We start from the raw sequence: 21,323 nt of genomic DNA on the forward strand, positions 1-21,323 counted from the left end.
AAACGATCGGCTGGGGGGCGTCACCCGGTGAGGCCGTACCCGCGGCAGCGGCCGGCCGCCGTCCGCAACGGCCCTTTCCGGCCAACCTCGCAGCGTTTTCGGCGCTGCGGAACCGAGCGCCCGGTCCGTTCCTCTCACCACGCGGGCAGCCGGCCGTCGTACGTCGTCGAGCCGTGTCGCCCGCTGTCTGCTTCCCACAGCATCCCGGAGGACGAGGGAACGATGACCACCACGCGCACCACCCGGCTGCGGCGTCCGCTGATCGCGGGCACCACGGCCATCGCCGCCATCGCCGCCGTGACCGTGACGGCAGGATTCGCGGCCACCGCATCGGATTCGGCGAAGGCCGCGGCGGCCGGGCCCGACCTGCGGCTCATCGCGGCGAGCAGCTCGATCACGCTCACCTCCTGGAAGGAGGACCCGGGCGTCTACCTGGATCTCGGAACCTACCTCACCGCGGAGGGGACTCCGCTGGAGCTGAAGGTGACCCGGAAGTCCTACCGGGACCCGGTGACCATCACCCAGACCGTCTACGAGGGCGGCAAGGCCAGGGCGAAGGCACTGCCCAACGGCACCGTGAAGGACTTCTCCGGGCTGCCGGGCTTCGCGGAGATCACGGTCACCGACAAGGCCGGCAAGCAGGTCCTCAGACGTGCCGAGAGCTTCTGCCCGAACAACGCCAGTGGGCGCGTGCGGCCCGACGCGCCCGCCACCTCGAAGTATCCGGAGAGCTGCCCCACCAACCCCTTCACCCTCGGTTCCGTGTGGGGCGTGGAGAAGGGCTGGGCCGCCAACACGTACGCGGGGTCGTACACCAGGCCGGTCGAGCTGGCCGCCGGTACCTACACCGCCAAGGTCTCGGTCGCCAAGAAGTACCGTGACCTGTTCGGCATCGCGAACAGGCCCGCCACGGTGAAGGTGACCGTGCAGGAGCGCAGCTTCGAGGACGGCCGGGGCGCCGCGGCCCGGACGGCCGGCTCCGGTGAGCACGCCGGACACGGCGCCGCCCACCCGGCGCCGTCGGCAGCCGGCGCCGCCCACGCCGGCCACGGGCCGGGGCACGCCCCGACGCCCGCCCAGGCCGCCGCCGCGGTGACGAGCGGCGCCGGGCCCTCGTACAACGTCGGTCACGGGCCGCTGAAGGCCGCGCCTCCCGCTCTGCCGTGGGCGCTGAAGAAGCAGCAGACGGCACGTTCGGCCAGGGTCGGCGACACCGAAGGCCAGACCGACGGCTCGCGCAAGGCACCGGCCCTGGGGCCGCTGGCCAAGCGGCCCGCCGGCAAGCCCTCCGTCCCGAACGTCCCCAAGCCGGACCTGCGGTCGCTGCCGGCCTACGGCATCACCATCAGCGACGGCGGAGAGGACGTCCCCGGCAAGGACTACCTGGCCTTCAGCGCCAATGTCTGGAACGCCGGCCCGGCGCAGCTCGTGGTGGACGGATTCCGCTCGCCCGGCAAGGCCACGATGGACGCCTACCAGTACTTCTACGACGCCAAGGGCAAGCAGGTCGGCTACACCCCGACCGGCACCATGGAGTGGGACCCGCGGCCGGGCCACATGCACTGGCACTTCACCGACTTCGCCAGCTACCGGCTGCTGAAGGCGGACAAGAAGGAGACCGTGCGCAGCGGCAAGGAGGCCTTCTGCCTGGCCAACACCGACGCGGTCGACTACACGGTGAAGAACGCCAACTGGCACCCGTTCAACACCGATCTGGCCACCGCGTGCGGCCAGGAGAACTCGATCTCCGTCCGGGAGGTGCTGGACGTCGGCTCCGGTGACACCTACACCCAGGATCTGCCCGGTCAGTCCTTCGACATCACCAGCCTGCCCAACGGCACGTACTACATCCAGGTGCTGGCGAACCCGGAGAACCGGCTGAAGGAGACCAGTACCGCCAACAACAGCGCGCTGCGGAAGGTCGTCCTCGGCGGCAAGCCGGGCAAGCGGACGGTGACGGTGCCGGCGCACGAGCTGGTGAACGCCAACTGACGCGTACGTCCGCACCATCACGGCCGCCCGTGGCGCCACCGCAAGTGATCCCACGGCGGCCGTGATCCACCGGCGCCCGCACCGTCACAGCATCACATGCTTGACCTGGGTGTAGTCGAGCAGTCCGGCGAGGGACAGATCGCTGCCGTAGCCCGAGTGCTTGACACCGCCGTGCGGCATCTCCGACACGGTGGTGCCGTGGGTGTTGACCCACACGATCCCCGTGTGGAGCGCACGCGTCGCCCGCATGGCCCGGTCGTGGTCGGTGGTCCAGACACCGGCGGCGAGTCCGAGCCGTACCCCGTTGGCGAGCCGGAACGCCTCGGTCTCGTCGGCGAAGGGCTGCACCGTGACGACCGGGCCGAACACCTCCTGCTGGACGATCTCGTCGTCCTGCTGGACTCCGGTGACGACGGTGGCCTCGTGGTAGTAGCCGGGGCGCGGGGCCCGCGCGCCTCCGGCGACGATCTCCGCGCGGGCCGGCAGCCGCTCCAGCAGCCCTTCGACCGAGGCGAGTTGGGCGGCGTTGTTGAGGGGGCCGAAGTCGGCCGCCGGGCGCCGCTTCTCCGCCTGCGCCGCGAACGCGGTGAGGAAGGCGTCGTGGACGGCGGTGTGCACCAGGATGCGGGTGGGGGCGGTGCAGTCCTGGCCCGCGTTGTAGTACGCGACGGCGGCGAGTTCCGCGGCGGTGGTCTCGATGTCGGCGTCGTGGTGGACGATGACGGGGGCGTTGCCGCCGAGTTCCAGGTGGACGCGCTTGAGGTCGGCGGCCGCCGCCGCGGCTATCTCCCGGCCGGCGCGGACGCTGCCGGTGACGGCGACCATCCGGACGGCGGGCTGGTGGACGAGCGCGCGGCCGGTGTCGCGGTCGCCGCAGACCACGTTGAGGACGCCGGGCGGCAGATGCTCGGCGGCGAGGCCGGCGAGCAGGGCGGACGACGAAGGCGTGGTGTCGGCGGGTTTGAGGACGACGGTGTTCCCGGCGGCGATCGCGGGGGCGACCTTCCACACGGCCATCATCAGCGGGTAGTTCCACGGAGTGATCTGGGCGCAGACGCCGACGGGCTCGCGCCGGAGCAGCGAGGTGCGCCCCTCGGTGTACTCGCCGGCGGCGGATCCCGGCAGGTTCCGTGCGGCGCCGGCGAAGTAGCGGACGGTGTCGACGGCGGCGGGCAGTTCGTCGGCGCGGAAGAGGCCGGCGGGCTTTCCCGTGTCGCCCGTCTCGGCGGCCACGAGTGCGTCGGCGTGGTCCTCCATGGCCTCGGCGATGCGCAGCAGGGCACGCTGCCGCTGGGCCGGGGTGGTCAGCGACCAGCGGTCGTACGCTGCGGCCGCCGCGGCGCAGGCGGCGTCGGCGTCGGCGGTGCCGGACAGCGGTGCGGTGCCCCGGGTCAGGCCGCTGGTGGGGTCGACGAGCCGTGTCGCCGCACCGCACGCGGCGGGGACGTCCGCTCCCCCGATGTGGTTGAGGACGGTCACGCATGCGTCAGCCACGGCGCAGCGCCTCCTTCGCGGCCGCGCGGCCGGTGCGCACCGCGCCTTCCATGTAGCCGGCGACCCACTGGTCGGATCCGCAGACGTAGAAGGGCGGTTCGTGGGTGCCGTGCAGAGGGCCGACGGCCGTCACGTCACCGGGAAGCCACTGGGTGACGTATCCCCGGGTCCAGGGGTCGGTGCCCCACATCCGGATGTGGGTGCTCAGCGGGGTGCGGGCCTCCTCGCCGTAGAGGCGGGCGATGTCGGCGAGCAGTTCGCGGGTGCGCAGGGCGTCGGGCATGCCGAGGAGCACTCCGTAGCGTTCGGGGGGTACCAGGGCGGAGAGGACGCCCTCGTTCTGCGGCCAGGTGGAGCCCAGTACGCCCTCGCATTCGGAGAGGCCGCTGAGGCCGCTGTCGCGCCAGAAGGGCTTGTCGTAGGCGGCGGTGAACTTGGCGGCGACGGCCTGGCGCTGCCGGTGCAGCGAGGAGAGCCGCGCGTCGGAGACGCCGCTGACGGCGACCGCGCGCAGCGGGCCCACGGGCAGTGCGCAGACGACGGCGCCCGCGGTGAGCGTCTCGCCGCCGGCGAGCCGTACGGTGCAGCCGCCGGGGCGTACGGCGAGCCGGTCCACGGGCGCGCCGGTGCGGACACGGGGGCCGAGGTCCGCCGCCATGCGGAGGGCGACGGTGGCGGAACCCTCCGCGACCCGCAGTCCCTCCCAGTCCTCGTAGTCGTAGTGTTCGCGTGCGCCGGTGCCGGGGACGGCGGCGTGCTTGCGCAGGGCCGACAGCAGCGAGGTGCGCTCGTACGAGCCGCTGGCGAGGGCGAGTTGCCCGATCTCCCAGAGGCGGACGACGGCCGGACCCGCGCCTTCCATGCGGAGCCAGCCGGCGACCGACAGGGCGTCGAGGGCACCGGCTTCGGGGTGGGACCACGGGTCGTCGGGGTCGACGCCCTCGGCGAGGGCGGTGAAGGCGGCGGTGAGGCGCCGGTGACGGGCTTCGTCGCCGGGGCCGAACCAGTGGGGCGGATCGCCCGCGCAGACGCCTTCCGGGGTGGCCCTGGCCATGCGGCCGGGTTCGGCGACATAGCTGGGGACCAGGGTCAGTCCGAGTTCGGCGGCGAGTTCGCGGTAGGCGGTGTGGGCGCGGCCGACGACCTCTCCGCCGAGCTGGACGAGCCGGCCGTCGGGGAGTGCGGTCTGCTCGACGCGTCCGCCGACGCGGTCCCGGGCCTCCAGGACGAGCACGTCGGCGCCGCCGGCCGCCAGGTCCCGTGCGGCGGCGAGGCCGGCGAGGCCGGCGCCGAGCACGATGACGTCGTGGTTCATGGGCGTGGGTTCCTCCGCTGGATGGGGCGACGGCCGCTGCCGCGGGCCGCGTGGGGGCGGCTGGGGGCCGGGTGGGGGCGGCTGGGGTCAGTCCAGGACGAGGCAGTGTTCGGGCTTCCAGCCGACCTCGACGCGTTCTCCGCCGGCCCAGCGGTCCTCCATGCGCGAGCGGGCGGTGTTCTGCTCCAGTACGGAGAGCGTGATGCCGGGGGCGAGTTCGATGAGGTACGTGGTGGTGGCGCCCGAGTAGACGGTCTCGCGGACGACGCCGGTGGCCAGGACCATGCCCGGTTCGAAGTCGGACAGCCAGATCTTCTCGGGGCGCACGGAGAGGTGGACGCGGCTGCCGTCGGCGATGCCGGCCCGGGTGCCGACGGGCAGCGAAGGTCCCTCGTCGACGGCGATCCGGCCGGCGCGATAGGTGCCCGGGACCAGGTTGGAGGTGCCCATGAAGGACGCGACGAAGCTGCCGGACGGGCGCTCGTAGACGTCCTCGGGGGTTCCGCACTGCTCGACGTGTCCCTCGTTCATCACCGCGATCCGGTCGGACATGGTCAACGCCTCGTCCTGGTCGTGGGTGACGAAGACGAAGGTGATGCCGACCTCGCGCTGGATCTGCTTGAGCTCGACCTGCATCCGGCGGCGGAGCTTGAGGTCGAGGGCCGCGAGCGGCTCGTCGAGGAGCAGCACCTGCGGGCGGTTGACCAGGGCCCGGGCGAGGGCGACGCGCTGGCGCTGGCCGCCGGAGAGCGTCCGGGGTTTGCGGTCGCCGAGACCGCCGAGCTGCACCCGCTCCAGCATGGTGCCGACCCGCTCACGGATCTCGGCGCGTCCGACGCCCTTGCGCTTGAGGCCGAAGGCCACGTTGTCCGCGACCGAGAGATGGTCGAACAGGGCGTAGCTCTGGAAGACGGTGTTGACGTCGCGCTTGTTCGGCGGGAGGGCGGTGACGTCCTCTCCGCCGAGCAGGACGGTGCCGTCGGTGGGGTCGGTGAAGCCGCCGATCATCCGCAGCGTGGTGGTCTTGCCGCAGCCGGAGGGGCCGAGGAGCGAGAAGAACTCGCCGGGGGCGATGTCCAGGGAGAGCTCGTGCACGGCATGGGAGTCGCCGTAGCTCTTGCTGATCCCGTCGAGCCGGACGGCGGGTGCGGGGGTCTTTGTCGGCGCGGTGGTGGAGGTGGGGGTGGAGTCGGCGGGGGTGGTGTGGTGCGAGGAGGCGGTGGGCGTCACGGTGTCACTTCCCGGAGAGCAGATCGAGGCCGCCGCGACGACCGAACAGGCGCGGGATGAAGAGGGCGAGGACGATGAGGGCGATCGAGCCGGCGAGCATCAGGGTGCCCACGGCGTTGATGGTGGGCTGGACCCCGAAGCGGATCGCCGAGTAGATCCGCACGGACAGCGGCTGCGGGTCGACTCCGGTGGTGAAGTAGGCGAGGACGAAGTCGTCGAAGACCAGGGCGAAGACCAGGACCCCCGATGCCAGGATGCTGGGCAGCAGCGCGGGCAGGGTGACCAGCCGCAGGGTCTGCCGGCGGGTGGCGCCCAGGTCCATCGCCGCTTCCTCGGTCTCCGGGTTGAGTGCGGCGATCCGGGAGCGCAGGACGACCGTCACATAGGAGATGGAGAATGTGATCTCGGCGAGCATCACCGTCGTGGTGGACAGGGTGATGCCCACGCCCTTGAAGAGCAGCATGGCCGCGACCCCGGTGACGATCTCCGGGGTGATCAGGGGGATGAGCATGATCAGTCCGGCGAGGGAGCCGAGCCGGCTTCGGCAGCGCACCAGTCCGAGGGCCAGCGTCACCCCCAGCACCAGCGAGCCGGCCATGGCCACCAGCGAGACCCGCAGGCTCATGTCGAGTGACGCGAGCAGATGGTCGTCGCGGAGGAAGGCTTCGTACCAGCGGAGGCTGAAGTCCTTGAACACCGTCAGGGACTTCTGGGAGTTGAAGGAGAACAGGACGACGACGCCGATCGGCAGATAGAGCAGCGCGAAGAAGGCGGCGGTCACGGCGATGGCGAGGCGTGGCTTGCGGCCGGTGCCGCGGCGGCCCCGGCGGCGGGCCGGCCGGGAGCGCCCGCCGGTTCCCGGTCGGGTGCCGTGCTTGCGGGGGCCGGGCGTACGCGCCGTCTCGGCCGCGGGACGGGGCTTGGGCCTGAGGGCCGGGCGGAGTGTCATCGGGCCGCCTCCGCGTGGTCCGCCTCGTCCTTGCGGGCCCGCCGCAGATAGCCCAGCATGCCGAGGAACAGCACGGCCATCATCAGCATGGTGAGCGCCGAGCCCAGCGGCCAGTTCTGGCCCTGGAAGAACTTGTCCTGGATCAGGTTGCCGATCATGATCTGGTCGGGACCTCCCATCAGCTGGGCACTGACGAAGTCGCCCATGGCGGGCAGGAAGACGAGGACGCAGCCGGCTGCGGCGCCCTGGCGGGTGGCCGGCAGGGTGACGTGGAGGAAGGTTCGCAGCGGTCCGCCGTAGAGGTCGCGTCCGGCTTCGATCAGCGAGACGTCCATCCGCTCGAGCGCCGCGTACAGCGGGATGATCATGAACACGATGAAGCCGTAGACGAGTCCGGCGACGACGCCCGCGCCGGTCTGGAGGATCCTGGTGTCGCCGTCGGCGATCCCGATGCCGCGCAGCGCCTTCAGCAGGGGCCCGTCGTCGGAGAGGACGACGGACCAGCCGTACATCCGGACCAGGTAGTTCGCGAAGAACGGCACGACGATGGCGGCGATCAGGAGGTTCTTGAACCGTCCGCCGTGCAGGGCGATGACATAGGCCACCGGGTAGGCCACGACCAGGGAGATCAGGCAGGTCAGCAGGGCGTAGCCGAGGGAGCGGAGCAGCACCGCGCGGTAGGCCGGATCAGCCAGCGCGGCGAAGTTCTGGAAGTTGAGGCCGAACTGCGGATTGCCGAGCGGATCGGTGGTGCCGAGCGCGAGGGTGGCGACCAGCAGGAGCGAGGCGAGGAGGAACGTGGCCATCCAGAGGGTGCCGGGGACCATCAGCCAGGTCCACAGCAGGTTGCTCCTCGCGGAGGGGCCCCGCTTCGCGGAGGTGCGGGTTCTCGGGTCGGGGGTGTGCGGTGCCATGTCATCCCGCCTTCACACGGGTCCAGGCGCTGTCCCGTGCCTGCTCGCCCTTCGCGGTTCCGTTGCGGAAGTAGAGGTCGTCCTTGAGGTCGTCCGCGGAGACCAGGCACTCGGGGAAGGGCTCCACGAGCGCGGCGTAGGTGTCCTCGGTGCCGCCGACCGGCATCGGGTAGCCGATGTACGCGATGTTCCTCTTCACGTTCTCCGGTCGGAGCATGTAGTCGATGAAGAGCATCGCGGTACCGGGGTGGCGGGCGTTGGAGGGGATGGCGTAGCAGTCCGAGTTGACCGGGGCGCCTTCCCTGGCGACTTGGAATCCGAAGACGGAGGGGTCCTCGGCCTGGCCCAGCATGGCGGCCATGTCCCCGCTCCAGGCCTGGGTCATGGCCGCGTTGCCGTTGAGGAGGTTGTTGTAGCTGTCGCTGGAGAAGCCGCGCAGGTGGGGGCGGAGGGAGCGGAGGGTCTCGGTGATGCGCCCGAGGTCGTCCTCCTCGGTGGTGGAGACGTCGAGGCCGAGCTTGAGTGCGGCGAGGCCGAGGACCTCGTCCCGGTCGTCGAGTACGAAGACCCGGCCCTTGGCGCGGGCGTTCCACAGGTCGTCCCAGGAGCCGCCGAGGTCGTCGCCGATCTTGTCCTTCCGCCAGCCGATGCCGGTCTTGTACATGGTGAACGGGAGGGTGTGCCGGGAACCGGCGTCGTACCAGGGGTCCGCGAAGTAGGCGTACGACCCGAGGATCGACTCGGCGTTCCCGACCTTGCTGTGGTCGATGCGGTGCAGCCGGTTTCCGGCGGCCAGCCGCTGGGCCCATTTGGCCGTGGGGAAGATGATGTCGTAGCGGTTGCCGGCGTTGAGCTTGGCGACCATGCCCTCCATCGAGTCGAAGTTCGACTGGATGACCTTGACGCCGTACTCCTTCTCGAATCCGGCGAAGACGTCGGGAGCGACGAAGTCGGCCCAGTTGAAGTAGACCAGGTCGCCGTCGACCTTGACGTCGATCGGTTCCCGGCCGTCCTCGTGTGCCGCGGGACCCGGCGAGAGGAATCCGCATCCGGCCGCGGTCGGGCCGAGGCCGAGACCGGCGGCCGCGGCGGCGCCGGCGCGCAGGACGGAGCGGCGGGACGGGGCGGCCGGGACGGTCGGGACGGTGGGGACGGTGGGATGGCGCGGGGATGAGGGTTCCTCGGAGGGCATCGGGGTCTCTCCATGGGGGCGTTGCGGTGGCGGCACTGCCGCGGGTGCGGTCGCGGGTGCACGGTGATCTGGTTCCGTGCACCGGCCGGGGAGCCTGCGCGGTGCCGGGGTGCACCGCCGAGTGCGGCTCGACAGGGTACGTGGCGGGCGGATGCGGCTCGTCGATCCGGGACGCCGGTCTGCGCGGGTCACTCCCCCGTGCCGTGGGGGCGGCAGGGGTACCGCCGGGCGCCCGTGGGGCCCGGTCGGCTCAGTGCTCCGCGCCGTCGAGGTCGGCCCGGACGCGTCCGGCGAACCAGCCGACCGCCGCCTCGCGGCGGGACAGCGGGCCGGGCTCGAAGCCCGGAGTCGTCAGTCCTTTCTGCACACGGGCCACCAGTTCGACGTCCTCGTCGTTGGTGATCCAGCCGATGTGGACGTTCAGCCGCCGGGCGATCCGGGTGCGCAGCCCGGTGCCACGCCGGGTGTAGAACGCGCCTGGCACGGCCACCCGGTCCACCGCCGTCGGGATCGCGGTCCAGGCAAGCACATGGTCGGGGTAGAAGTCGATGAGCGTGTTGGGGTAGATCACGGCGTACCGCCAGACACGGCGGTCCGCCTCAGCCAGTCCGGGCATGGGGGCGGCGAGGCGCTGATAGAGGCGTTCGGTCCAGTTCGACGACGGCTTGTCGCGCAGCGGCGAGGCGAACAGGGCGTACGCCTCGTCGATCTCGCAGGTGTAGCGCTGGTAGTCGAGCAGGCGCATCAGCCCGGGGTGGGCGACGGGTACGTGGTAGCCCTCGAGGTAGTTGTCGACGGCGACCTTCCAGTTGGCGTGCTGCACCTCGGCGGAGTCGAGGTCGTGGATGCGGCTTCGGCCGACCGGCACGAGATCGGCCCCGGCGTAATGGCCGACGGCCTTCGCCAGACCCGCGCAACTCTCGGCGAGCGGGGTGGCGTCCGGGTCCAGGTTGGCGAAGACGAAGCCGAGAAAGGACTCGACCCGGACGGGGAAGAGCCCGAGACGGGGCTTGTCCAGGCAGGGGATCTGCCGGGCCTCGGGCGCCCCGACGAGCCGCCCGTCCAGCTTGTACGTCCAGCCGTGGTAGGGGCAGCGGATGGCCTTGCCGTCCGGTTCGGGCCGGGTGACCAGACGGGTTCCGCGATGGCGGCAGACGTTGAGGTGCCCGGCGAGGGTGCCGTCCTCGGTGCGTACGACGACGACCTCCTGCCCGGCGACCGCGGCGGCGAGGCGGGCGCCCGTGCCGGGGAGGTCGGACTCGTGGCAGACGAGCTGCCACGACCGGGCGAAGAGGTGCCGGGTCTCGGCTTCGGCGACGGCCGGGTCGGTGTAGTAGCGGGCCGCGAGCGCCGGGCCGGGGGCGGCCGGGGCTTCGGGCCGGTTCCCGGGAGCAGCCAGGGCTCCCGTCGCGGTCCCGGTGGCGGAGGCCCCGGCCCCGTTCCCGGCGGCGGAGGCCCGGAGGCCCGTGTCGTCCTGTGGGAGGGGCGGTAGCGTGGCCGCCGGGGTTTCGGGAGCGGCGGGAAGGGTGCCCGTGCGGTCGCCGGAGGCGCCGGGGGCGGGCCTTCGGGAGCTGCCGGTGGCGGACTCCACGGGCGCGGTGGCGGGCGGGGTGTCGGATGTGCGCACGGCGGCGCCCGGTGCGGCGGGGGGACGTTCGCCACTCCCGGTGGCAGGGGCTCCGTTCGGTGTTTGGGCGGTGGCTTCGGGCTGCATCGGCTGACTCCTCCATGCCGCCGTTGGCGGCGATCGGTGTTGAGGCGGCCCAGGGGCGGTCGGCGGGGTTCGGCGAGGGAGCCGTGACCGAGCTGACTAATTAGTCAGTCAGAGTGATGACGCGCTTCGGCGAAGTCAAGACTTGTGGACTGACTAATTGGTTAGTTAGTGTAGTGGGCATCGCAGCTCCCGGCGATCCGCACTCCAGAGCCCCCGCCCGGCGGTACGGCGACAGCCGGGAGGCAGAGGCCGGCACCCGCCCGGCCCCGCACATCGCGCCACGCGCCCCGGACGTCACGGCGTTCGCCGTCCACGCCTCGACCGCCCCGTCCTCGTGCCGTGCCCGGGCCCACACCCCGCCCGGTACGGAGCCGGACCCCCGGCTCCACACCCCGCGCTCCCCCGCTGCGGCCAGATCCCCGAAGTCCCCTCTTCTCTCCCGGAGGCACACATGAGCGGTCGTCGGAGTCTCGTCTGGCTCGGGCTCACGCCCGAACCGGAGCGGGAACTTCCGTCCGCCGTGGCCGCGCTGCGCACCCGCGCACCGGACGCCGGCGCCCTGGCCCGGGAGCCGGCCGCCGCCGAGCGCCGCCGGGTGGAGAGGCTGATCCTGCACGGCACCGAACGCGGCTGGCTGCGCTACCTGGCGGAGGTCGCCGACCTCGTGACCTCCGTGGCGGCGGGGACCTCGCCCGGCGACCCTCGCGCCGCGCTGGCCGCGGGCGAGGTCGTCCTGGACCACCACCGCATGCTCATCGGCCTGCCGGGATCCGGCTACGACCGCACGGCACGGGACCGCTCCGCCCTCGAGACGGCGGTCCGCACGCTGCGGGCCTCCGCGGCCGGGCGTCCCGGCACCGCCCCGTCCGCGGCCGCCGCCGCACCGGAGACCGCGGCTTCGGCGGAGCGCCGCCGAGTCTCCCCCGCAGCGGCGAACCGGGCCGAGCGGGGCAGCGGCCCACCCCCGGCGACGGCCCCGGCCCGGCGACGCGCCGGCCGTCCCTGGGCGACCGGTTCACCGGACGCACCCACGCACCGCACCCCCACCCCGGACGGAGACCGGACATGACCGTCGCGACCGCCCCGACCGCCGTGCGCTCGCTCCTGGCCGATCCGGCGGGCTCCGTGCTCGGCGCGGAGCCCGGTGAGGCCGAGAGCGCCGAGGCGTACGCCCGCTCGGGCGGATACGCGAGAGCCGCCTCTCCGGACCGGCTGCTGGAGGCCATCGCCCGCTCGGGCCTCCGCGGCCGGGGCGGTGCCGGGTTCCCGGCCGCGGTGAAGCTCCGCGCGGTGCGCGACGGAGGCGGTGTGCCCGTCGTCGTGGCCAACGGCGAGGAGGGCGAGCCCGGATCCGTGAAGGACCGCTGGCTGCTGCGGGCCAGGCCGCACCTCGTCCTGGACGGGCTCTCCCGCGCCGCCGAGATCACCGGTGCCACGCGGGGCTGTGTGTACCTGTCCGACCCCTGCGCGGCGACGAGGATCCGCCGCGCGCTCGCCGAACGGCCGCCGCCGATCCCGGTGGAGGTCGTCGAGACCGCGCACACCTACGTCGCCGGGGAGGAGACCTCGGTGGTGCGGCGCATCAACGGTGGCCCCGCGCTGCCGGCCGCCAAGCCGCCCCGGCCGTACCAGCGCGGAGTCGCCGGCCGGCCCACCCTGGTCGCCAACGTCGAGACGCTCGCCCGGATGGCGCTGATCGCCGCGCGGCCGGACCTGGGTGACGCGATCGCCCGCACCACCCTGCTCACCCTCTCGTCCCGGCGGGACGCCCCCCTGCTCGTCGAGGCCCCCTACGGCGCACGGCTGCGTGAGGTCGCCGGCGGCCAGGGCTCCGGCGACGCGTACGGTGCGCTGATGGGCGGGCTGTTCGGCGGGCTCGTCGGCTCCGGCGCGCTGGCGCTGCGGCTTGACCCCGGTGCGCTGGCCGCGGCCGGCACCTCCCTCGGCTGCGGGGCGATCCACTTCCTCGTACCGGGCGGGTGCCCCGTCGCCGTCGCCCGTGACGCGGCGGACCGGCTCGCCGCCGAGAGCGCACGGCAGTGCGGCGTGTGCGTGTCGGGCACGGCCGCGATCCGCGACACGCTCCGGCGACTGGCCACCGGCTCGGCCGGGCCGGACGCCGCCGAACGGCTCGAACGCTGGGCCGCGGGCCTGCCGGGGCGCGGCGCGTGCGGGCTGCTCGACGCCGCCGCGGGCACCGCGGGAAGCCTGCTGCGTGCCTTCCCCGACGCCGTACGCGACCACCTCGCCACCGTGTGTCCGGTGTGCGCCCGCTGCCCGGCCTCCGGTGGCCGCCGCCTGGCCGTGCACGTTCCGGACGTCGCCGGCATCCGCCCGGAGCCCGATCCCGCCCGCTGACCCCGACTCGTCCCCCACCCCGCCCGTCCACCGACTCCGCCCCGCCCACCGGCCCCTCCACCCACCCGGCCCCGGCGTCCCGCGCCGGCCGTCACCTCCGCCCCGCCCTCGCCGAAAGGAACGCCGCGTGAAACTCCTCCTTGACTCCACCCGCTGCCAGGGCTACGGGCTCTGCCGGGAGCACGCCCCCCAGCTGATCGAACTCGACGAATGGGGCTATGCGTCGGTCATCGCCGCAGACGTGCCGCCCTCCTGTGAGGACGCGGCCCGCGCGTGCGCCGACAGCTGCCCCAACTCCGCACTGCGCTTGGAGAAGTGAGATGGCCCGTGACCTGAGCGCGCTGTTCGCCCCGAAGTCCGTCGCCGTCGTCGGCGCCAGCGACGACCCCGCGAAGTACGGCCACGCGGTGGCCGCGCAGGCCCTCCGCGCTCCCCTGCGCAGACCCGTGCATCTGGTGAACCGCCGCGGCGGCACGGTCCTCGGGCGCCCCGCCGCGAGGAGCCTCGCGGAGATCGGCGAACCGGTGGAGCTGGTGGTGGTCTCCGTCCCCGGCACCGGTTTCGAGGAGGCCGTCGACTCCGCCCTGGAGTGTGGTGCCCGCGCCATCGTCGCCATCACCGCCGGCTTCGCCGAGACGGGCGCCGCCGGGCTCGCCCGGCAGCGAGCCGTCGCGGAGCGGGTGAGGGAGGCGGGAGCCGTGCTGGTGGGCCCCAACTCCCTCGGCATCGCCGACAACACGACCGAGCTGTACCTCGCCTCCGACACGTTCGCACCCGGCGGCGTCGCCCTGCTCAGCCAGAGCGGCAACCTCGCGCTGGAACTGCAACTGCGGCTGGCGCCGCACGGGCTGGGCTTCTCCCGGTTCGTCTCGCTCGGCAACCAGTCCGACATCACCCTCGTCGACCTCGTCGAGGACTGCGCGGGGCACGCCGGGACCTCCGCCATCGCCGTGTACGCGGAGGACTTCGGCGACGGCCGCGCCTTCGCCCGGGCGGCCGCCGCGGCCGGCAAGCCGGTGGTGCTCCTCACCGCGGGCCGTGGCCTCGCGTCCGCGCGCAGCGCGCAGTCCCACACCGGGGCGCTGACCACCTCGGCCGACGTGGTGGCCGCCGCGTGCCGGGAGGCCGGAGTGGAACTCGTCGCCACTCCGCGGGAGATGACCGTGGTCCTCGCGGCGCTCGGCACCCGGGTCCGGGCCGGCGGCCGCCGTACCGCGGTGTTCACCGACGGCGGCGGGCACGGAGTCGTCGCGGCCGACGCGGCGGAGGCCGCCGGGCTCGAGGTCCCCGAACTCGGCGGCGCCACCCGGCGGGAGCTGCGGTCGGTGCTGTGGGAGCAGTCCGCGGTCGGCAACCCGGTGGACCTGGCCGGGATGGGGGAACAGGACCCGCGCTCGTACTCCGCGGCGATCGGGGCGCTGCTCGGCGCCGACGAGGTGGACGCCGTACTGATGACCGGCTACTTCGGCGGCTACGCGGCAGCGGGCGGCGGCCTGGGCGGCGGGGGCGCGACGCTCGCCGCGGGAGAGGGCCGTGCGGCCGGTGAGATCGTCGGGCACTGGCGGGCGCGGCCGAAGCCGCTGGTGGTCCAGTCGATGTACCCGGCGTCGCCGAGCTGCCGGACCCTGGCCGACGCGGGCATACCGGTGTTCTCCTCGACCGAGGACGCCTCGCGGGCGCTGGCCGCGATGGCCTCGCAACGCCCGGGCGGACGGCCCGGGCCGTCCCCGCTGCCGCCGGCCGCCCCGGCGCTGCGCGATCCCGGGTACCACGCGGTCCGCGGCCTGCTCGCGGCCGCCGGTGTGCCGTTCCCGGCCGCCCGGGAGATCACCGGAGAGGCGGAACTGCTCGCCGCCGCCGCTGAGTTCCCGGGGCCGTACGTCCTCAAGGCGCTTCACCTGCTGCACAAGTCGGACGCGGGCGGGGTGGCGCTGCGACTGGCCGGCCGTGACGACCTGCTCGCCGCGTACCGGGAGATGCACGCCAGGCTCGGCGCCCCCTCCTACTCGGTCGAGGCCATGGCGGACCTCTCGGACGGCGTGGAGCTGATCGTGGGGGTCAACCGTGATCCGCGGTTCGGTCCGGTCGCCATGGTCGGGCTCGGGGGCGTCCTGACGGAGACGCTGCACGACGTCGCCTTCTCGCTCGCACCGGTGCCGGCGGGGCGCGCCGGGCGGCTGCTGCGGGGGCTGCGCACCGCGGCCCTGCTCTCCGGCGTCCGCGGCCGCCCGGCGGTGGACGTGGACGCCGCGGCGGAGGTGGTCGAGCGCATCACCACCGTCGCGGCCGCGCATCCGGAGATCGCCGAACTGGAGGTCAACCCCCTGCTGGTGCGGCCGGACGGCGCCCTGGCCCTCGACTGCCGGGCCGTACCGGCCTGACTGCCTCCTCCCCCACCACCGGGCCGCGCGGGCCCGGTGTCCCCCACCTCCCGATCCCCGGCGCGCCGCGTCCCCTCCCCTCCCTCCCCCTCCCTCCCCTGCCCTGCCCTGCCCTGCCCTGCCCTCGACGATCCTCCGGAGGAACACCCATGGACTTCCGCTACACCCCCGAACAGGCGGACCTCAAGGCCCGGGCCGCCGCCTACTCCCGGCTGCTCATGCAGTACGAGGACCGGTCCGAGGAGGCGGGCGGACCGCTGCCGGCCGACACGGTCCGCGACCTCACCCGGGCCGCCATCGACGCCGGCGTGTACGCCATCAACATGCCCGCCGAGTGGGGTGGTGCCGGGCTGTCCCTGCTGGACCAGGTGATCGTGGAGGAGGAGTTCGGCAAGGTCACCAACTGCCTGTGGGACATCCCGTGGCGGCCCGCGAACGTCCTGGCGTACGGCACCCGGGCGCAGCGGGAGAAGTACCTGCTGCCGGTGGTCCGGGGCGAGAAGTTCGACGCCTTCGCGGTGACCGAGCCGGGGGCCGGCTCGGACCCCTCCTCGGGGACCAGCACCGCGACCCGTACGGACGGCGGCTGGCTGCTGAACGGCGAGAAGTGGTTCGTCACCTGCGGCGACATCGCCGACTTCCTGCTGGTGCAGGCGGACGCCGGCCCGGAGCGGGCCGCGACGCTGTTCTTCGTCGACAAGCAGGCGCCGGGGGTGGAGATGACTCGGGTGCCGCGCTTCATGCACTCGGCGGTCAACGGCCATCCCGAGTTCACGTTCACCGATGTGTTCGTCTCCGACGAGGACGTGCTCGGCGGGGTCGGCAACGGCTACGAGCTGACGAAGGAGTGGTTCACGGACGAGCGGCTGATGATCGCGGCGCGGACGACCGGGGCCGCCGAGCGCGCCCTGGAACTCGCCCGGGACTGGGCCGTCGAGCGCCGCCAGTTCGGCTCCCGCATCGCCGACTTCCAGCTCGTCCAGGGCATGCTCGCCGACTGCGCCGTCGACATCGCCGTCAACCGCGCCTACACCCACCAGGTCGCCTGGGAGGCCGATCAGCCGGGCACCGACCGCAAGGCGCTGCACGCCAAGGCGTCGACGGCGAAGCTCGCGGCGAGCGAGGCGGCGGGCCGGGTCGTCGACCGCTGCGTGCAGATCTTCGGCGGGCGCGGCTACGACCGCTCCTACCCCGTCGAACGCCTCTACCGCGAGCTGCGCGTGGACCGCATCTGGGAGGGCACCTCCGAGATCCAGCGGCTGATCGTCGCCAACGAACTGATCAAGCGGGGCACCAGAGCCCTCGCGCTGCCCCACTCCTGACCCGGTCCTCCCGGACCGCCGCACACTCTTAGGGAACCGCCATGGACTTCCGTCTCACCGCCCGCCAGAAGGAACTCAAGGACGCGGCCCGCGGGCTCACCGACTTCATCATGAAGTACGAACTCGACTGCGAGGAGAACAACGGCCTGCCGCCGCAGGCCCACCACGAGATCCGGGACGCCGTGCTCGCGAGCGGCCTCCAGGCCGTCAACATGCCCGCCGAGTGGGGCGGTGCGGGGCTCGGCATCCTGGAGCAGGTGATCGTGCAGGAGGAGCTCGGCAGGCTGACGGGCGCCCTGTGGGACACCGTGTGGCGGCCGGCGAACGCCCTGCGCTTCTGCACTCCGCAGCAGCGCGAGCGGTTTCTCCTCCCCGTCATCGGCGGACGGCGGCGGGACTGCTACGCGGTGACCGAGCGGGGAGCCGGGTCGGACCCCCAGGGCATCGCGACGACGGCGACCCGCACCTCGGACGGCTGGGCGCTCAACGGCGAGAAGTGGTTCGTCACCGTCGGGGACCACGCCGACTTCATGATCGTGCTGGCGGTCGCCGGCGCGGAACGTGCGCCGACGCTGTTCCTGGTCGACAAGGAGACACCGGGGATCGAGATGACCCGGGTGCCGCGCTTCACGCACACCTTCGTCTACGAGCACCCCGAGTTCACGTTCACCGATGTCCGGGTCGGCGACGACGCGGTGCTCGGCGGGATCGGCAACGGATACGACATCACGCGGTCCTGGTTCACCGAGGAGCGGCTGATGATCGCGGCGCGGACGACCGGGGCCGCCGAGCGCGCCCTGGAACTCGCCCGGGACTGGGCCGTCGAGCGCCGCCAGTTCGGCTCCCCCATCGCCGACTTCCAGCTCGTCCAGGGCATGCTCGCCGACTGCGCCGTCGACATCGCCGTCAACCGCGCCTACACCCACCAGGTCGCCTGGGAGGTGGACGCGGGCCTGTCCGACCGCAAGACCCTGCACGCGAAGGCGGCCATCGCCAAGCTGTCGGCGAGCGAGGCGGCGGGCCGGGTCGTCGACCGCTGCGTGCAGATCTTCGGCGGGCGCGGCTACGACCGCTCCTACCCCGTCGAACGCCTCTACCGCGAGCTGCGCGTGGACCGCATCTGGGAGGGCACCTCCGAGATCCAGCGGCTGATCGTCGCCAACGAACTGATCAAGCGGGGCGTGGGCGTGCTGGGGATGCCGTCCGCCGGCTGAGGCCGGTGGTCCGTGTCCCGGCGGAGCCGCCGGGACACGGAAGGGACGGCATGCCCCGGCGGCACACGGTCCCGAGTGGACGAGACCGACCTGAACCGGAGGAAGCGGTGGCTGACGGAGAGCGGGACTGCGCGCGGATCGGGGTCGTCGGCTGCGGCCTGATGGGTTCCGGCATCGCCGAGGTGTGTGCCCGGGCGGGCCGGGACGTCGTCGTGGTCGAGGCCGGCGCGGCGGCGGTGCGGGACGGCCGCGGCCGGATCACGGCGTCGCTGGACCGGGCCGTGGCCGCGGGCAGGCTCACGGGCGCGGACCGGGACGCCGCCGTGGCGCGGATCGTGGTCACGGCGGACATGGAGGGGCTGGCCGACAGGGACCTCGTGGTGGAGGCCGTGGCCGAGCGGGAGGACGCGAAGAGCCTGGTGTTCGCCCGCCTCGACCGGACCGTGCGCCGCGAGGACGCGATCCTGGCGACCAACACCTCGTCCATCCCGGTCATCCGGATCGCGGCCGCGACCGGGCGCCCCGAACAGGTGGTGGGACTGCACTTCTTCAACCCCGTGCCGGTACTGCCGCTCGTCGAGGTCGTGCCGTCACTGCTGACCGGCGAGAGCACCGTGCGCCGGACGGAGGCCTTCGCCTCCGGGGTGCTCGGCAAGGAGGTCGTCCGCGCCCGCGACCGGGCCGGGTTCGTGGTGAACGCGCTGCTGGTGCCGTATCTGCTGGCGGCCGTGCGGATGGTCGAGTCGGGCGCCGCCTCCGTCGAGGACGTCGACCGGGGGATGGTCCTCGGCTGCGCCCATCCGCTCGGGCCGCTCGCGCTCACGGACCTGATCGGCCTCGACACCACGCAGGCCATCGCGACGTCGATGTACGCGGAGTTCCGCGAACCGCAGTACGCGCCTCCGCCGCTGCTGGCGCGGATGGTGGACGCGGGGCTGCTGGGGCGGAAGTCGGGACGCGGGTTCCACACCTACCGATGACCGGCCGAGGCCGTGCGCGGGATACCGGACGGCCGGTGGCCGGGACCCCGCGTACGGCGAGGATGCGCCAAGATGGACCGCGGCGGGACGGGTCGTCCCGCACCGTCAGCACCGGCAACGACCGAACCGGGGAGCACACACGTGACCAAGGCCGAACGCACCCGAGAGACCCGGGTGCGGATCCTCTCCGCCGCGTGCGAAGTGATCGCCGAGGTCGGCTTCGAGAAGATCCGCATGCGGATGGTGGCCGAGCGCGCCGGGGTGTCGACCGCGCTGCTGCACTACCACTTCGACACCCGCGAGAAGCTGTTCGCCGAGGCCATGACGCACTCGTTCGCCCAGACCGGTACCGAGCTGGAGAAGGACGCGGGCTCGGTTCCCGCCGCGGTGATCCTCGCGCGCATCCTGCGCGCCCTGCTCCCCACCGACCCCGAGCTGCGGCAGGACTGGCGGCTCTGGCAGGAGCTGTGGGTGCGTGCGCTGCGCGACGAGACGGCCCAGCGCCTCGCCGTCGACCTGTACGACCAGCTCCACGACTGGGTCACCGGCGCGCTGAGGCGGGGCGTCGACTCCGGGGAGTTCGCCCCCTGCGACGTCGACGCGACGAGCACCCTGCTGCTCGCGCTGTGCGACGGCTACGGGATCCGGCTGATGCTGGCGGACCCCAGGGTCGGCCTGGACACGGCCCAGGCGTCGATCTGGGGCACGGTCGCGCGGACGCTCGGAGTCGCTCCCGAGTTCCCGGCGGTGTGACGGACGGACCGTCAGCTCCTTAGGCCCGAGCCGTGGGGACCTGGTCCGGGATTCGGGGCCGGGGCCCGCGTGAGGCGGCCCGTCCCGCGGCTTCGCAGGGCGCGGGCGAGTGGGAGGCAGGCCGCGGCCGCGGTCACTCCGCTCGCGGACAGCAGGGCGGCGACCAGCGGGCGGCCGCCGAGTTCCAGGGCCAGGGCGATACCCAGCGGAGGCAGGGAGGCCACGGCGGATGCTCCGCTGAGGACGGCCTGGTAGCGGCCTGTCGCTCCGGCGGGTGCGGCCTTGGAGATGTAGGCGCCGACGGCCACGCTGTAGCAGATCTCGCCGGGGACGATCAGGACGGCGGCGGTGGCGTAGCCGGGCAGGGTGTGCTGCAGTGCCGCGAAGGCCATGCCGGCGCCGAGGATGAGGCTGCCCGCGGCCAGGACGGAGACGAGGGGGAACCGCATCTGCTCGTTGCCGCCGACCAGGAACCGCATCAGCGGAGGACTCAGGACGAGGACGGCGACGGCGTTGGCGATCATGGCGACGCCGTAGGTCGTGGGTGGGAGGTCGCCGGCCATCAACAGCGGCAGGACGCTGACGAGTCCGTAGGCGCAGATCATGGTGCCGACCGCGGCCACGCTGATCCAGCGCAGGCTCGGGTCGGACAGAACCTGCCGGTAGGTGACCGTTGCGGGCACGGTGGCCGCGTGCGGGCGAGGGGTCAGGACGCGGCGGGCGATGAGCGCGAACGCCACACAGACGATGCCGTTGGCGATGAAGAGCGCCTGGTAGCCGTAATGGTGGGCGAGGAAGCCCCCGAGACCGCCGCAGACGGCGATGCCGACGTTCATCGACCAGTAGATCCAGCCCTGGGCGCGGGTACGGCCGGCCTCGCTGCTGATGGTGTCGTTGATCTGAGCGGAGACGGCCGGGCGGTGGACCTCCATGCTGAATCCCAGCAGGACGGAGACGGCCATCAGCGCGGGCAGGGAGCGGGTGAGAGCGAGCGCGAAGCAGGCGAGCGCGGAAACGGCCATCAGAATCGTCAGGGCGGTGCGCTGGCCGAGCCGGTCGGTCAGCGCTCCCGAGCACGCCTGTCCGATGCACCAGCCGATGCCGAAGAGGGTCAGGCCGGTGCCGGCCGCGGTCGTACCGTGTCCGGCCCCGTCGGAGATGTAGAAGCCCAGGAAGTTCCAGGCGAAGCCTCCCGCCTTCAGCAGCGCGGTCCCGCCGATCAGCGCGGCGACGACGGTGCGGGTGGACGGGCCGGTGGAGGCCGGTACGGCGGTGGCGGGAAGGTGGGTGATGGCCATGGCTCTCCTGGGCGGACGATGCGGTGCGGGAGCGTACGAAGGCGGCCGGATCCGGGAGAGTACGGCCCCCGCGGTCGTCACTGTGGGCACAACGTGCAAGGAAGCCGCAGATCAATGGGGGTGTGTCCGGTGCGGTCGTCACCCGTGGGCCCGCACGGAGCGGCCGTCGCACGGCCCGCTCGGACAGGAGGCAGCGCGCTCGTCCGCCTCACTCGCC

The 21,323-nt window shown here is 73.2% G+C and carries 17 protein-coding genes; 9 read left to right on the forward strand and 8 right to left on the reverse strand.

Translation table 11 applies throughout. The features are described 5' to 3' along the window. Nucleotides 1-222 precede the first annotated feature (222 nt). Nucleotides 223-1,992 (forward strand): lysyl oxidase family protein, encoded by a 1,770-nt coding sequence (locus DDW44_RS00215; protein ID WP_108905131.1) that lies wholly within the window; start codon nucleotides 223-225, stop codon nucleotides 1,990-1,992. Nucleotides 1,993-2,076: 84 nt separating this feature from the next. Here the strand turns inward: DDW44_RS00215 and DDW44_RS00220 are convergent, their stop codons facing one another. The 7 genes from DDW44_RS00220 to DDW44_RS00250 all read right to left on the reverse strand — a co-directional run bounded on the left by DDW44_RS00220 (nucleotide 2,077) and on the right by DDW44_RS00250 (nucleotide 10,713). Continuing rightward, nucleotides 2,077-3,471 carry an aldehyde dehydrogenase family protein gene (locus DDW44_RS00220; RefSeq protein ID WP_108905132.1) on the reverse strand — a complete coding sequence of 465 codons (1,395 nt, stop codon included), beginning with the start codon at nucleotides 3,469-3,471 and terminating at the stop codon, nucleotides 2,077-2,079. A gap of 7 nt (nucleotides 3,472-3,478) precedes the next feature. Then, on the reverse strand, nucleotides 3,479-4,801 hold the full coding sequence (locus DDW44_RS00225) for a flavin monoamine oxidase family protein (protein ID WP_108905133.1): 1,323 nt from the start codon (nucleotides 4,799-4,801) through the stop codon (nucleotides 3,479-3,481). Nucleotides 4,802-4,888: 87 nt separating this feature from the next. After that, nucleotides 4,889-6,031 carry an ABC transporter ATP-binding protein gene (locus DDW44_RS00230; RefSeq protein WP_108905134.1) on the reverse strand — a complete coding sequence of 381 codons (1,143 nt, stop codon included), beginning with the start codon at nucleotides 6,029-6,031 and terminating at the stop codon, nucleotides 4,889-4,891. A gap of 4 nt (nucleotides 6,032-6,035) precedes the next feature. Continuing rightward, nucleotides 6,036-6,980 (reverse strand): ABC transporter permease, encoded by a 945-nt coding sequence (locus tag DDW44_RS00235; protein ID WP_017946904.1) that lies wholly within the window; start codon nucleotides 6,978-6,980, stop codon nucleotides 6,036-6,038. Next, nucleotides 6,977-7,894 carry an ABC transporter permease gene (locus tag DDW44_RS00240; RefSeq protein ID WP_108905135.1) on the reverse strand — a complete coding sequence of 306 codons (918 nt, stop codon included), beginning with the start codon at nucleotides 7,892-7,894 and terminating at the stop codon, nucleotides 6,977-6,979. Before DDW44_RS00240 ends, DDW44_RS00235 begins: the two co-directional genes overlap by 4 nt. A 1-nt stretch (nucleotide 7,895) precedes the next feature. Continuing rightward, nucleotides 7,896-9,086 carry a polyamine ABC transporter substrate-binding protein gene (locus tag DDW44_RS00245; RefSeq protein WP_108905136.1) on the reverse strand — a complete coding sequence of 397 codons (1,191 nt, stop codon included), beginning with the start codon at nucleotides 9,084-9,086 and terminating at the stop codon, nucleotides 7,896-7,898. Nucleotides 9,087-9,336: 250 nt separating this feature from the next. Continuing rightward, nucleotides 9,337-10,713 carry an aromatic ring-hydroxylating oxygenase subunit alpha gene (locus DDW44_RS00250; protein ID WP_108905137.1) on the reverse strand — a complete coding sequence of 459 codons (1,377 nt, stop codon included), beginning with the start codon at nucleotides 10,711-10,713 and terminating at the stop codon, nucleotides 9,337-9,339. A gap of 538 nt (nucleotides 10,714-11,251) precedes the next feature. Here DDW44_RS00250 and DDW44_RS00255 point away from each other — a divergent pair. The 8 genes from DDW44_RS00255 to DDW44_RS00295 all read left to right on the forward strand — a co-directional run bounded on the left by DDW44_RS00255 (nucleotide 11,252) and on the right by DDW44_RS00295 (nucleotide 19,808). After that, nucleotides 11,252-11,869: a hypothetical protein gene (locus tag DDW44_RS00255; protein ID WP_108905138.1), complete on the forward strand. Its 618-nt coding sequence runs from the start codon at nucleotides 11,252-11,254 to the stop codon at nucleotides 11,867-11,869. Beyond that, nucleotides 11,866-13,158 carry an NADH-ubiquinone oxidoreductase-F iron-sulfur binding region domain-containing protein gene (locus DDW44_RS00260; protein ID WP_108905139.1) on the forward strand — a complete coding sequence of 431 codons (1,293 nt, stop codon included), beginning with the start codon at nucleotides 11,866-11,868 and terminating at the stop codon, nucleotides 13,156-13,158. Before DDW44_RS00255 ends, DDW44_RS00260 begins: the two co-directional genes overlap by 4 nt. Nucleotides 13,159-13,285: 127 nt before the next feature. Further along, nucleotides 13,286-13,477: a ferredoxin gene (locus tag DDW44_RS00265; protein WP_018892783.1), complete on the forward strand. Its 192-nt coding sequence runs from the start codon at nucleotides 13,286-13,288 to the stop codon at nucleotides 13,475-13,477. 1 nt (nucleotide 13,478) lies between these two features. Further along, complete coding sequence (locus tag DDW44_RS00270) at nucleotides 13,479-15,539, forward strand: acetate--CoA ligase family protein (protein WP_108905140.1); 2,061 nt, start codon at nucleotides 13,479-13,481, stop codon at nucleotides 15,537-15,539. A 149-nt stretch (nucleotides 15,540-15,688) separates the two neighbouring features. Continuing rightward, nucleotides 15,689-16,861 carry an acyl-CoA dehydrogenase family protein gene (locus DDW44_RS00280; RefSeq protein ID WP_108905142.1) on the forward strand — a complete coding sequence of 391 codons (1,173 nt, stop codon included), beginning with the start codon at nucleotides 15,689-15,691 and terminating at the stop codon, nucleotides 16,859-16,861. A gap of 41 nt (nucleotides 16,862-16,902) precedes the next feature. After that, nucleotides 16,903-18,075, forward strand: a complete 1,173-nt coding sequence (locus DDW44_RS00285) for an acyl-CoA dehydrogenase family protein (protein ID WP_108905143.1) — start codon at nucleotides 16,903-16,905, stop codon at nucleotides 18,073-18,075. Nucleotides 18,076-18,182: 107 nt separating this feature from the next. Continuing rightward, nucleotides 18,183-19,055: a 3-hydroxybutyryl-CoA dehydrogenase gene (locus DDW44_RS00290; RefSeq protein ID WP_108905144.1), complete on the forward strand. Its 873-nt coding sequence runs from the start codon at nucleotides 18,183-18,185 to the stop codon at nucleotides 19,053-19,055. A gap of 141 nt (nucleotides 19,056-19,196) precedes the next feature. Then, nucleotides 19,197-19,808, forward strand: coding sequence for a TetR/AcrR family transcriptional regulator (locus DDW44_RS00295; protein ID WP_017946914.1), 612 nt, complete (start codon nucleotides 19,197-19,199; stop codon nucleotides 19,806-19,808). A gap of 11 nt (nucleotides 19,809-19,819) precedes the next feature. On the opposite strand, the gene DDW44_RS00300 is transcribed toward DDW44_RS00295, so the two are convergent. Next, nucleotides 19,820-21,106, reverse strand: coding sequence for an MFS transporter (locus tag DDW44_RS00300; RefSeq protein WP_108905145.1), 1,287 nt, complete (start codon nucleotides 21,104-21,106; stop codon nucleotides 19,820-19,822). Between the last annotated feature and the right edge of the window lie 217 nt (nucleotides 21,107-21,323).

This window comes from Streptomyces tirandamycinicus, from assembly GCF_003097515.1.
Lineage (GTDB): Bacteria > Actinomycetota > Actinomycetes > Streptomycetales > Streptomycetaceae > Streptomyces > Streptomyces tirandamycinicus.